We start from the raw sequence: 11,515 nt of genomic DNA on the forward strand, positions 1-11,515 counted from the left end.
TTAGGCGAGTTGGGCGACGATGGCTCCGGCGAGGTCCTCCGGGATGCCCAGGCGGGTGCGCAGGGTCGCGGTGTCGATCTCGGTTCCGGTGCGGGTGCGGTGTTCGGTGGCGACTTTGCGGGCGTGGTCGATCAGCGCCGGAGGCACGGATGGGGTGTTCGCTTCCGGCAAGGCCGGCGCGGGCTCCGGTTTGGCGATCTCCGGGGGAGGTGCGGGCGTTTCGGGGCGGTCAACGACCGGCGCCGACTCGGATGCGGGTTCCGGTGCCGAGGCCGGGGTGTGGGGTGCGTGGGCGAGCAGGGTGCCGCCGAGAAAGGCCAGGGCAGGCCATCCGGCGATGCCGAGGCGGAGCAGGGCGGGCGGGTCGGCCAGGTCAAGGAAGCCTGCGGTGGCGACGTTGGCGCCAAGTGAGGCGACCAGGGCGACCAGGAACCAGCACCAGGCCAGCCGAGAACGCTGTACTCGCAGCCGTCGCCAGGCGGCGACCATCAGCAGGTCGACCGAGACCGGATAGGCCCAGGCTTTCCAGCCGGTCTGTCCGGCAGCGGCGGCAAGGTCGTGCACGTGGGCGAAGGAGAGCGCTCCGGCGATCACGGCCTGTACGAGGACAGCGTCCGGGCGGAGTGAGCGGGGCATGGTCTTCACCTCCCTTCGGTTCAGAACAGGGGTAGTTGGGCGTGCGAGGCGGCCGGACTCGTGGCCGGAGCCGTGGGGCGCGTGGCGTTGAGGACCCGGTCGCGCCAGCGCATCGCGTAGTCGAAGCAGTTAGCGCAGTTCTTGTGGGTGTGGCCTGGCATGGCCGGGCGGCGGCGGGCATGGGAGCTCCAGGCGGCAGAGTCCGCGGAAGCCAGCAGATGGCCGACCTTGGCCAGGCCGAGCGTCTTGAAGCCAAAGCCGTGCAGCTTGAAGCCGTGCGCGGCCATGGCGGTCACGATCGCGGTCCCCTTACTGGTGGACTGCAACCGGCACACCGAGCCCAGGCCGACGATCGGTTCGGCCCGCAGGTCCACGCCCGCCTTCTCGTACATCTCCACGCACCGCTCGTAGGCGGGCACGGTGTCGCCTTGAATGACGGGCGCGATGCGCAGGTCAGGGGCGAGGGAGCGCAGTTCGACGAAGTTGTTCACCGTGCGGCGCTGGTGTTCTTCCACACTCAGGTGGGTGCCGACGAAGTACTGACCACCGAACCAGCCGCCGTTGATGATGGCTTCTTCGCACATCCAGTCCTGTGGTGCAGCCCAGTCGTAGGGGCCGACGTGCTCCCAGATGCGGCGCAGTTCATCGACGTACTGCCGGGGCGGGCGAGTCCAGGTGCCCTTGTCCTTGAGCTCCATGAAGCCGCCGGAGTCGATGGCGTAGGGGCCCTGGGCTTCGTCCCACTTGATCGCGCGGTCGAAGTGCTCGGACTTCAAGAACAGCGGCACGTCGGTCCAGCGCAGCCAGTGCCGCTTGTGGGTGGTCAGGTAGAACCGCATCGGGGAGCTTCCTCACGCATCCGGGTTGGGGTCGGCGCCGGTGCCCAGGCAGTTCAGGCAAAGACCGGACTGTTCGCCGACGGCGCGGCGCTTGCGGCCCACGCGGACGGTGCGGGCAACCTCGCCGGTGCCCTGGCAGACCGGGCAGTCCTTCGCTTCGGCCTTGCGGGTTTCGGTGTCGGGTGTGGCCATCGGTGGTGCGCTCCTTCCGGTTTTCGGCATGGCGGGGGTAAGGACCTGGCGCGATGCGGTCGCCGACCGTGGAGCGGACAGGGGGTTACTCGGGGACGGGCCGAGGCTGTACCCGCGGCGGGGACACCGGCATCGGCGGGACGATCCCCGAGCCGACAGGGCGGAACGGCGCCAGGAACGGCAACTCCGCGGTGAGGTGGGCGAATTCGCGGCAGACCGCGGCCGCTTCTTCCGCGCTGATCTCCGGGGTGCGGATGCGGGACCAGCCGCCGGAGGTGTCGCCGGCCACCGCGAGGCCGGGACGATCGGCCGGGATGGCGGTAGCGGCGACGACCGCGTCCGGGGAGATGTCCCCGAGGCCCATGTCCGCGCTGGCCTTGTCATTCACGCGGTGGACCACGCGGCCGGTGAGCTGAGCGCGTAGGGCGGTGGCGCCCTTGCCCTGGTCGGAGCCGAAGCGCTGGCCGCATACCTCCAGGTAGATGCCGATGGCGCGGGCCATCTGCCCCAGGCGGACCAGTTGCATGACCACCCGGTCCCGCTCCGGTTCGTCCTTCTTGGACAGGACGAAGAACAGTTCCGCCACCTCGTCGATCAGCACCACCAGCGGCACCGGTCGCACGTGGTCGGGCAGTTCCCAAAGGTCCGAGACGCCGTAGAGGGCCAGCAGGTCGAAGCGCTCTTCCATCTCCGCGACCAAGGCGTCGATCAGACGGCCGGCCGAGGGCAGATCTGTGGCCAGGGCCGACAGGCGCGGCGCGTACCGGTTGTGCTCCACACCGCGCTTGCAGTCGATGCCGACCAGCCCGACCGGGAGCTGAGCGAGCCCCTTGATCAGGTTGCGCTGATACACCGACTTGCCCGACAGCGTCGCGCCGAGCGTGAGGGCCATGGGTACCGCGCGGTAGTCCCGCTCGAACACCGAACCGTCCTCCCGCAGCGCCACCGGGACGACCAGGTCCCGGGGCCGGGCCTTGCGCGGCAGGGTGACCCGGTTCAGGACGTCCCAGCCGGTCATGCGCAGTTCGACGTAACCGGGCTTGGTCTCCGCCACGGTCACCGACCGCACACCCCACGCATGGCGTAGGCGCTCACAGGAGGCGGCCAGGTCGGCGGGCTCCAGACCGGCCGGCAGCCGCAGCGTGACCCGCAGACCGGTCGAGGTCCCACGGACCCGACGTACCTTGGGCGGCACCGGCCGCACCTCACTGTGGGCCAGGTTGCGCTTGACGAAGGCACGGAAGCCGGACGGCTGCACCGTCAGCCCGCACACCTCCATCGTGTCGCGGTAGGTCCAGGTGAACCGGCCCCAGGTGACCGGCAGGCCCACCAGCGACCAGTACACGCGCGGGGCGCGGTGCTTGGCGTAGCCGATGCCACCGGCGCCGGCCGCCAGTCCCCCGGCCTCCAGCCAGGTCGCCAGGTCGGTCATGGTCAGACCCCCGCCGTCACGGCGACCGCACGGAAGGAGATCCCGTGCCGCTTCTGGCCGTTGAACTCGTTCTCCCAGTCACGGGCCTTGAGCCCGACCACCCGCACCGGCATACCCGGCATCAGGCCCTCGGGGATACCGGTCTCGGGCACGGTGACCTGGTAGAGGTTGCCCTCTCCCTCGTCCGAGATCAGCAGGCCCACCGTCGACAGGCCCGCACCGGTCTCCCGGTCCATGGCCCGTTCCCCGGTCTGCTTGTTGGCCAGCTTCGGCGTCGGCGCGGTCGCCACGAACACCACAGCAGTCGAAAGATCGATCTTGAAGGACGGCATACTTGGCTTCTCCCTTAGGGGATGAGCCCCGGGCTGCGTTGTGATCTTGGCGGATGCACGCAGTCCGGGGTGACTTGTTGGTGCGACACCAACGAAGCTACCCGCAGAAAAACTGCGAGTCAACAGAAAAACTGTGACTAGTAGGAGTTCTCCGAGTCTGCGAGACTGTGTGCGACGACAAGGAGGAAAAAATGGCCAACTTCGGGCTTTTTGTTCGCTTCACCCTGCGTGACGGTGCTGGCGAGGAGTTCGACGCCCTCATGCGGGAGACCACGGAGGGGATCAGGGCGCACGAGCCCGGCACGCTCATCTACGCATGCCACGAGGTCGAAGGCGCTCCCAATGAGCGGATCTTCTACGAGCTGTACGCCGATCACGCGGCCTTCGAGGAGCACGAGCGCCAGCCGCACACCCGCCACTTCCTGACCGAACGTGCCAAGTACGTGGTGAAGACCGAGGTTGACCGTCTCCAGCCGTACGCCGGCAAGTACCCCGCTGGAGATGTGAAGTGACCGTCTCTGACGCCAAGGTCGTTGGTCAGAGAGTCAAGGAACTCCGCCGAGCCGCAGGTATGTCCCAGAGCGACCTAGCTGCCGCCATGGGACGCTCCGAGAGTTGGGTATCGCAGGTCGAACGAGGGGTGCAGCCCGTCGAGCGGCTGTCAATTCTTCAGGCTCTCGCGGACGCACTCAAAGTTGCTGTACAAGAGGTGCGACCCGACGCCAGCACCCCGACGGCGGAGCCCGACGCCGAAGAGCTCCCGCGGAGCAACGATCTCGATGGTCTGCGCGTAGCTCTCACCGGTCACCCAGCGCTGGGAAGCCTCTTCGGGCAACCGCCGGCCGAGCCTGCTCCGGCCCTTGCCGATTTCCGGCAGGGTGTCGATGAGGCATGGACTCTCGTGCACGCGTCGCGATACGCGGTGCTGAGCGACCACCTCGCGAGGCTTCTCCCCAGCATCGAAGCGGCGGTACGCAACGCGCCGGCAGCGGAGCGGACAGAGCTCCACTCTCTCCGGGCCAAGGCGTACCAAGTGGCTGCCACGAGTTTCACCCGGCAAGACCAGGCGGACGCAGCGTGGATTGCGGCCGACCGAGCGCTACAGGCAGCCGAGCTTGCAGGCGAGCCGTTGGAAGTAGTCGCGAGCTTGTTTCGTATGGCGCACGCCTTCATGCGACAGAAGCATCTGGATCAGGCCGAACAGGCAGCGAAATCCGCTGTAGCTGTCATGGCTCCGAGGGCGGAGGCCCCTACCTGCCCGCCAGAAGAGTTGTCGCTTCTGGGTGCGATGAACTTGGTCCTCGCAGTGATCAACGCGAGGGAAGGCAACCGTAGAGAGACCCGTGCACACCTTGACCGGGCACGAGAAATCGCCGCGCGGCTGGGCGAAGATCGGAACGACTTCGACACGGAGTTCGGGCCGACGAACGTCGAAATCCACGCGGTGAGCACGGCCGTTGAGCTAGGAGATGCTGGCCTTGCTCTGGAAGTCGCCGAGCAGGTTGACACATCAGGGCTCTCCCCCGAGCGGCAGGGGCGTTTCTTGCTTGACGTGGCGCGAGCACACGCGCAGCGGCGACACGTCGGCGAGGCCACAGCCGCACTACTAGAGGCCGAGGCTCTGACGCCCGAGCAAGTTCACGATCACCACTCGGCCCGCGAAGTCATCCGCGATCTGATTCAGCTCTCCGAGCCTCGGGTTCCCGAGTCCCTTCGCGGCTTGGCTGAGCGGAGCGCTGCGGGCTAGAGATCTTGTTACAGATTTCTCTACCTCATCAAGCCCCGCCGTTCCGGCGGGGAGGGGTGATCGCTGGACCACGGCCCGCATGATCCAACGAAGCCCAAGCCGTCGCGCACTTGGATGAACAGGACTCGACAGCTCACCCAAGGGAACCTGGGCTCTCCCATGCTTCACGAAGCCCCAGGGCTTCCGCCTCCATCCCCGGCGGTCAGCGGCCCACGACGCCATGGGCCTTGGCTTCGGGGGGCTCTTGCCTTCGGCATCCGGTTGCGCTGTCCCTTCCGGCTTCCGGCCGTCGCTGCGTAGATCACACCCCACCGGCCCCCACGGGGCCGGCGCGGGCTCGGGGCTCGGGGCTTCGCTCCTGCCTTCGGCCCGCGCCGCCCCGGCCCCGGCCCCGCGCCACACGATGCCCCGGGATGATCACGCTTCACGCTCCGATCCCGCCGAGGGGCCGATGCACCGGACCGATCCCGATTCCCCTCCCCGGCCCACACCGCCACACCGCACCCTGGGGAGACGGCATGGCCCACAGGCCCGCACACACGGTGCCGCCACGGACCCAAAAGACGCTTTGTGCTCCACAAGCAGGTGCGCGACGGCTTGGGCCTCGTTGGATCATGCGAGCCGTGGTGGGCGGGATCGTGGGGGCTGAAAACACGATCACACGTGAGTGGTCAGAACGATGCCTCCGGCGGGGGATCGGCCGGCACCGGGATGGAGGGGGCGCCGTCGCCGACCACGGGTCCGTAGTGGCGTGCGCGGGGTGCTTCCATCCCGTCCACCGCCGACCCAGGCAGAGCCGAGCAGACGCGGCCCATGGCGTCCAGGTCGTTCGTACAGTGGCGCGCTCCACCTGGACGCCATGAACCACGCCCGCTCCACGGTGTGTGGGTCGACGGCGGACGGGATGGAAGCCGGGGATGGTGGTGGGAACCGGTGGGTGGCGAAAAGGCTGAGCGGTAAATTTTAGTGATCTGCATCACGCCATAAAAGCGGACGTTAAACCCATAAGGTTCGATACCCCTAGTATAGCCATCGCGGTGTGGGGGCTGATTTGTCAGTGGCGTGTGGTATGTAGGCGCGTTCCTGCAGGTCAGGAAGTCGGCTTGTGGTGACCGAAGTTCGCCAAAGCTAGCCGAAGGGTGTCTCGCGCAGGAGCGTTGTGCTCACGTCGAGGACTTGACCCCGAGAGGCACACAGTGTCAGCCCCGTGCCATAACGTTGGAGCACCAACACCGAAGGGCGCGCCCGCCTTTGGGAAGAGGCTCCGGGCGCGCCCTTCTGACAACCAAGGAGGACCATGCCCATCCCGGGTCTCGGTGGATTGTCGGTGCTTGACACCCACCTGCTTGCAACTCTCGCACGAGGGACTGACAGCCGCAAGAAAATCATGATCCCGCTGGCGGTAGCCATCGCGTGCGTGATCAATGGCGACACCATGACTGGCGTTCTACGGCAGGCCACTTGGCTGGTGGTTGCGGTGATCGTTCTGGTCGTCGTGCAGGCGGTTGCCGCACATCTCCCGCAGTCGCATGTCAAGGCTGCCTTTTCGCGTGACATCAGCGGCTGACACCAACAGCCACGTACAGAGTCGGACTAAGGCGGACCACGGCGACCCATGCTTGGGCGTTAAGAAGGGGAGTGCCAGGCTCTCCGGGCCGCCTTGATCGACCTGATAAGGATGAGGCCACAGGTTCAAATCCTGTTAGCCCCACCAGCCTGAAGGCCCCCGATCCGGTGGATCGGGGGCCTTCAGCGTTGTGATCATGTGAGCCTAGACTCTGCGAATGACCTTGGAATGGGAACAGGTAATCGTTCACTCGGCGGACCCGGTGGCGCTTGGGCAGTGGTGGGCCGACGCTCTCGGCTGGGTCGTCGTCCACTCCTCCGATGACGAGTTCGAGATCCGTCCGGCGCCGGACCGTGTGCCGGGGCTGGACTTCGTCCGGCTGGAAGAGGCCAAGCAGTCCAAGAGCCGGCTGCACCTCGACTTCAGGCCGGACGACCAGGCGGCCGAGGTGGCGCGTCTTGAGGCCCTCGGTGCGAAGCGCGTCGACATCGGCCAGGGCGACCAGTCGTGGATCGTCATGGCCGACCCCGAGGGCAACGAGTTCTGCATCCTCGGCCAACTGCGCCCCGAGAGCGCCTGAGCGCACATGAAAAGACCCGACCGCTGGCGACGGGGGATGCACCAGCGGTCGGGCTATGGCCAAGGGTAACAAGGCCGGTTGTCCGGCGGGAGCCAACTGTTCGGCCGGAACCAAGAGTTGTGATCCGGATCACGAGGTTCCGCACGGAGGGTCGTAGGAGAGCCGCGGCAGGTACTCGTGCCACTTCTGAGGTGTCAGCACGCCCCGCGTGGTCGAGCAGATGCGGCGGATGGCAACGTCCACGTCGAGGTTCCACAGGCGGATCGTGTCGGAGCCGCTGGAGACGCCGAGCATGTGCGTGGACGGGCTGAAGGCGAGGAAGTTGCCGGTCTTGGCGTTGGGGCTCATCGACTGGCCGATGGGGTCGGCGTCGGACGGGTCGCCGACGTTCCACAGGCGGACCGTGCTGTCGTTGCCGCCGCTGGCCAGGGTGCGGCCGTCCCGGCTGTAGGTCAGCGAGACGACCGCCTCGGAGTGGCCGGTGAGCGGGGAACCGGCGGGGTGCGCGCCGCGGGGGTCGGTGACGTCCCACAGGCGGACCGTGTCGTCGTCGCTGCCGCTGGCCAGCGTATGGCCGTCGGGACTGTAGGCGAGCGCGTTGACCGGGCCGAGGTGACCCCTGAGCGGCTTGCCGAGCAGCTTGGCGCGGGTCGGTTCGGTCACGTCCCACAGCCGTACGGCGCCGTCCTCGCTGCCACCGGCGAGCGTGCGGCCGTCCGGGGTGAAGGCGAGGGAGTCGATGAACCCCTTGGGGCCGGAGAGCGGGTTGCCGAGTGGTTTCACGTGAAACGGGTCGGCGATGTCCCACAGCTGGATCGTGCGGTCGTCGAAGGGCGTCGCCAGAATGCGGCCGTTCGGACTGAAGACGATGGCCTTCGGGCCCATGAACCTCGTCTTCAGGCGGATGTCGGGTCCGGCGGCGGCCGGGTGGGCCGGGTCGCCGACGTTCCACAGGGCCACCGAGCGGTTGCCCGTCAGGACGGCGAGGGTGCGGCCGTCGGGGGAGAAGGCCGGGGAGCGGTCGCTGCCGTCCGCGGCCATGAACGGCCTGCCCAGCAGCGCGGGCCGGGCGGCTCTGCGCACGTCCCACATGCGCATACGTCCGTCGCTCCCGGCCGTGGCCAGGACCTTGCCGTCCGGCCGGAAGGTGCCCCGGTGGCCGATCAGGTCGGAGGTCGGGATCGACCACAGGCGGACCTTGCTGTCGCCGCTGCCGGTGGCCAGGGTTTTGCCGTCGGGACTGAAGCCCAGGGCGTACATCTCGCCGCTGCTGCCCGCCAGCGGCTCGCCGACCTGGGAGGGATAGGCCGGGTCGCTGACGTTCCACAGGCTGGCCGTGCTGTCGGCGCTGCCCGCGGCGAGCGTGTTGCCGTCGGAGTTGAAGGCCACCGACCAGACGGGACCGGTGTGCCCGGTCAGCGGGGAGCCGAGGGGCCTGGCCCGGGCCGGGTCGGTGACGACCCACAGTCGTACGGTGTCGTCGACGCTGCCGCTGGCGAGGGTGTGGCCGTCGGGGCTGAACGCCACCGAGTGCACGGTGCCGGTGTGACCGGTCAGGGCCGGGCCGTTCCGTTTCGGACGGTGCCGGTCGCTCACGTTCCAGAGCATCACCGTGTCGTCGTCGCCCCCGGCGGCGACGGTGCGGCCGTCGGGGCTGAACGCGAGCGAGCGCACGGCGGCGGAGTGGCCGGTCAGCGTGGTGAGGGAGCGGGGCCGGTTGCCGGTCATGTCCCACAGACGGACGGTGTGGTCCTCGTTCGCCGTGGCCAGGGTGCGGCCGTCCGGGCTGAAGGCGATCAGATAGATCGTGCCGTCGTGGCCGGTCAGGGGCGTGCCGAGCGGCCTGGGGCGGTGTGGGTCGCGGATGTCGTACAGCCGGACCGTGCCGTCGTCCGAGGCGCTGGCGAGGGTGTGGCCGTCGGGGCTGAAGACCGCGCTGCTCACCCAGCTGGTGTGGCCGGTCAGCGGCCTGCCCACGGCCTTGGGGCGGGTGCGGTCCGCCACGTCCCACAGGCGTACCGTCCGGTCGCCGCTGGCGGTGGCGAGGAGGCGGCCGTCCGGACTGAACGTCGTCAGGTAGACGGCACCCGTGTGACCGAGGAGCGGGGTGGCCAGCGGGGCGTTGACGATCGATATCAGACGGCTGTCGGTACCGGCGTCGTCCGAGCGCAGCCGGTGGGCGACCAGGTCGAGCTGGGCCGACAGCGAGGGGTCCGTGTACTGCACCCGGTCCGCCTCCGCGAGCACCTGCTCGAACACGGCGTCGTCGCGCTGCTGCCAGGCGATCACGGCCGCTCCGCCGGCCACCACCGCCAGTGCGACCAGGGCCGCGACCGCGCCGCGGCCGATCCAGACCATGCGCCGGCGCAGCCGGACCGAGGCGGCCAGGAACTCCACCGCGCCACGGGTGAGGAACGTGTCACCGGCCGACTTCGCCCAGCTGTGGGCCTGCCCCAGCCTCGACCCCCGGTACAGCAGCGAGGAGTCGCGGCCCGACTCCTCCCAGGCCCGGCCGTCCTCCTCCAGTCGCTGGCGCAGCAGATGGTCCCCGCGGTCCTCGTCGATCCACTCGCGCAGCCGCGGCCAGGCGTGCAGCAGCGCCTCATGAGTGATCTCCACGGTCTCCGCGTCCAGCGTCACCAGCCGGGCGCGGACCAGGGCCTCCAGGGACTCCTCTGTCTTGTCCGGGTCCGCCGACTCCTGGGCCAGTTGCCGCCGGGTCCCCCGCCTGCGGGTCGCCTGGGTGTCCTCGCCGAGCCGCACGAGCCGCAGCAGCAGCAGCCGGGCCGCCGTACGGGCCGCCGGGTCCAGGCCCGACCAGGCGCGCTCGGCGGTCGCCGCCACCGCCCCCTGGATGCCGCCCGCGGCGCGATAGCCCGCGACCGTCAGCCGGCCCGCCTTGCGCCGCTGCCAGGTGGCGAGCAGGGCGTGCGACAGCAGCGGCAGCGCGCCGGCGTCGTGCGCCCCGCGGGGGCCGTCGGCGCTCACCTCCCGCACGATCAGCTCCGCGAGACCGGGTTCGAGTTCCAGACCCACGGCCTTGGCGGGGCCGGTCACCGCCTCGCGCAGTTCCGCGGCGGTCAGCGGGCCGAGCACCATGTGCCGGTGCTGGAGGGCGTCGGCGAGTTCGGGGTGGGCGAGGCACTGCTCGTAGAAGTCGGCGCGGATGCCGAGGACGACCAGCACCGGGGCGAGGGTCCCCGGTCCGGGGGGCGAGCACGCGGCATGCAGAACCCGCACGAACGTACGCCTGGTCGCCTCGTCGGCGCAGAGCGTGAAGGTCTCCTCGAACTGGTCCACGATCAGCACCGGACGGGCCGCGGAAGACGCCTCCCGCCGTGCCCACGCCGCGACGGCCTCCCGCACCGCGCCCGGCTGCGCCCCGGCGGCGACGGCCTCGGCGAGTTCGGGGATGCGGCGGGTCAGCTCGGCGAGCGGATCGGCACCGGGCAGGAGCTGCAGCACGGGCTGCGGTTCGTTCTCGCCGCCCAGGGCGCCGCCACGGACCGCGTTGACCAGGCCGGCGTTGAGCAGGGAGGACTTCCCCGCGCCCGAGGCGCCGACCAGCATCACCAGGCCGCCGCTCTTCTCCGCGGCGCGCAACTGCTCGACCAGGGCCCGGGTGCTGCGCTCCCGGCCGAAGAACCAGCGGGCGTCCTCCTGGCGGTAGGAGGCCAGACCGCGGTACGGGCACACGCCGCCCTCGGCCGGCGGGGCCTCCTCCGCCTCCGTGGCTGCGGGCCGCTCGCCGGCCGGGTCGGCCACGGCGCGCTCCCACAGGCGCTGCCACTGCGCCAGGTCGTACAGTCCGGCGGACACCGGTGTGGGCCGCGCGCGCCGCGCCTGGGGGATCAGGATGTGCAGCACGGCGGCGAGGGCGGCGAACTGCGCCGGTACGTTCTTCGCCCGCCGCCAGTCGCTGATCCGCTGCGCGGAGACCCGCACGGGCCGCCCGCGCTCGTCCATCCGCTGCAGCTGTACGACGGCTTCGGCCACGCGCGCGAGGGGAGGGTTGCCGGCCTCCTTGTAGAGCAGCGCGAGGCGCTCCGCGAAGGCTGTGCGTGCCCCTGAATCGGAACGCAAGGCCTCCACTCCTTACTTCCCCCGCCGTTGAACATCCGGACCGGAAAACTCACCTTATACGCCTGACCTGCGGATTAAGGGTCCGGAACCAGACCGGAATCTCCTCG

The 11,515-nt window shown here is 69.5% G+C and carries 10 protein-coding genes; 4 read left to right on the top strand and 6 right to left on the bottom strand.

Annotation, left to right across the window (positions count from 1 at the left end; genetic code table 11):
• The 5 genes from FBY22_RS40975 to FBY22_RS40995 form a co-directional block, all read right to left on the bottom strand.
• A complete protein-coding gene (locus FBY22_RS40975; RefSeq protein ID WP_142153622.1) occupies positions 1–636 on the bottom strand; it encodes a DUF2637 domain-containing protein in 636 nt (211 codons plus the stop codon).
• Positions 637–656: 20 nt separating this feature from the next.
• Positions 657–1,475, bottom strand: a complete 819-nt coding sequence (locus tag FBY22_RS40980; RefSeq protein ID WP_142153624.1) for a hypothetical protein — start codon at positions 1,473–1,475, stop codon at positions 657–659.
• 12 nt (positions 1,476–1,487) lie between these two features.
• The gene (locus tag FBY22_RS40985) at positions 1,488–1,667 is read right to left on the bottom strand and encodes a hypothetical protein (protein ID WP_142153626.1); all 180 of its coding nucleotides are present in this window, start codon (positions 1,665–1,667) and stop codon (positions 1,488–1,490) included.
• Between the two features lie 85 nt (positions 1,668–1,752).
• Positions 1,753–3,099 carry an FtsK/SpoIIIE domain-containing protein gene (locus FBY22_RS40990; protein WP_142153628.1) on the bottom strand — a complete coding sequence of 449 codons (1,347 nt, stop codon included), beginning with the start codon at positions 3,097–3,099 and terminating at the stop codon, positions 1,753–1,755.
• 2 nt (positions 3,100–3,101) lie between these two features.
• Positions 3,102–3,431, bottom strand: a complete 330-nt coding sequence (locus tag FBY22_RS40995; protein WP_142151960.1) for a hypothetical protein — start codon at positions 3,429–3,431, stop codon at positions 3,102–3,104.
• Positions 3,432–3,622: 191 nt separating this feature from the next.
• Here FBY22_RS40995 and FBY22_RS41000 point away from each other — a divergent pair, with 191 nt between their 5' ends.
• The 4 genes from FBY22_RS41000 to FBY22_RS41015 all read left to right on the top strand — a co-directional run bounded on the left by FBY22_RS41000 (position 3,623) and on the right by FBY22_RS41015 (position 7,325).
• Positions 3,623–3,943, top strand: coding sequence for a putative quinol monooxygenase (locus tag FBY22_RS41000; RefSeq protein ID WP_142153630.1), 321 nt, complete (start codon positions 3,623–3,625; stop codon positions 3,941–3,943).
• A complete protein-coding gene (locus FBY22_RS41005; protein ID WP_142153632.1) occupies positions 3,940–5,178 on the top strand; it encodes a helix-turn-helix domain-containing protein in 1,239 nt (412 codons plus the stop codon). Before FBY22_RS41000 ends, FBY22_RS41005 begins: the two co-directional genes overlap by 4 nt.
• A 1,297-nt stretch (positions 5,179–6,475) precedes the next feature.
• Positions 6,476–6,745 (top strand): hypothetical protein, encoded by a 270-nt coding sequence (locus FBY22_RS41010; protein WP_142153633.1) that lies wholly within the window; start codon positions 6,476–6,478, stop codon positions 6,743–6,745.
• Between the two features lie 217 nt (positions 6,746–6,962).
• Complete coding sequence (locus FBY22_RS41015) at positions 6,963–7,325, top strand: VOC family protein (RefSeq protein ID WP_142153635.1); 363 nt, start codon at positions 6,963–6,965, stop codon at positions 7,323–7,325.
• Positions 7,326–7,454: 129 nt separating this feature from the next.
• Here FBY22_RS41015 and FBY22_RS41020 read toward each other — a convergent pair whose 3' ends face one another.
• Positions 7,455–11,417, bottom strand: a complete 3,963-nt coding sequence (locus tag FBY22_RS41020) for an AAA family ATPase (protein ID WP_142153637.1) — start codon at positions 11,415–11,417, stop codon at positions 7,455–7,457.
• Between the last annotated feature and the right edge of the window lie 98 nt (positions 11,418–11,515).

This window comes from Streptomyces sp. SLBN-31, from assembly GCF_006715395.1.
Classification (GTDB): Bacteria; Actinomycetota; Actinomycetes; order Streptomycetales; family Streptomycetaceae; genus Streptomyces.